Consider the following 1,142-nt stretch of genomic DNA (forward strand, 5'->3'; position numbering starts at 1 on the left):
GGGCTAGCCATTAACCGATAACTGAAAGACAGTTGCAGTGTGAACTTCATCATTTCAAATGATGATGTAACCCTTTGCCTGTTCGGAGTGGTTAGAAGCTGAGTTTAGTTAATAATCTGGAGAGCAAGCACTCATGATGCCAAGGCAGCTGCGATAGCCTTGTTGCGGATAGTGGCGGTCTGAGAGGATTCGTCGTATCACTGCTTCTGTTTCAGGACCTGTTTGGGCGGCCCAGTTCTGGAGTCTTTCCGGTGTCCACTCGGCATGTTGTCTGTGCTTTTCCGGCATGTGTTCAGGCTGAGTGCTATACCGGCCTTTCTGGTACAACCGCTGATGACTGGCGACCCGTTTACCCTGGTAAAAGCACTCAACCGTATTCTGGGTGAAGCGCACAGAGAGTTGCTTTTTGGCCAGCTGGTAAGGCACGGAGTAATAATGGCCCTCTACTGCCACATGGTAGTCAATGTGTACCCGGACCTCTTTCCACTCAGCGTATTGATAACGCTCTGCAGGTAAAGGCTTGAGTGCCGGTTTGTCCAGCCCCTCAAAAAGTGAACGACGACTACCCTGTAATTTCTGGAACGGTTTGCTGTTCAGATCATCCAGCAGGTTGCGAATCGCCTTGTTCAGTGCCGACAGGGTAAAGAATGTCTGGTCACGCAGTCTGGCCAGTATCCAGCGTTCGACCACCTGTACGGCAGATTCAACCTTGGCCTTTCCTGTGGTTTTCTGACCCGGGCGGGTACAACGGCTACCCGGTAATGCTCGGCCAGGTCCTGATAGGTAGGGTTGATCACCGGTTCATACCGATGGGGCTGTTTCACACCTGATTTTAAATTATCGGGAACCAGTGTGTTGGGAGTACCTCCAAAATAGTCAAAGGCACGAACATGTGAGCCCACCCAGTCTGGAAGCGATTGGCTCCAGGTGGCTTCAGCATAGGTGTAGCTGGAGGCTCCCAGTGTGGCGATAAAAATCTGTGTCTGTCGTACTTCGCCAGTGTACTGATCAACGACAGGCATCGTTTGACCGGCATAGTCAATAAAGAGCTTTTCTCCGGCAGTATGGTTTTGCCGCATGACCACGTCTACCTGGTTCTTCCATGAGCGATATTGGTCACTGAACCAGCTGTACTGATAACC

The 1,142-nt window shown here is 51.1% G+C and carries 1 pseudogene; it reads right to left on the reverse strand.

Features of this window, described 5'->3' with window-relative positions:
- Positions 1 to 132: 132 nt before the first annotated feature.
- Positions 133 to 1,142: pseudogene (gene istA, locus KDK15_RS18970) on the reverse strand (IS21 family transposase); the annotation flags it as partial.

Origin of the sequence: Endozoicomonas sp. YOMI1 (genome assembly GCF_024606345.1) — a bacterium.
In the GTDB taxonomy this organism is placed as follows: domain Bacteria; phylum Pseudomonadota; class Gammaproteobacteria; order Pseudomonadales; family Endozoicomonadaceae; genus Endozoicomonas.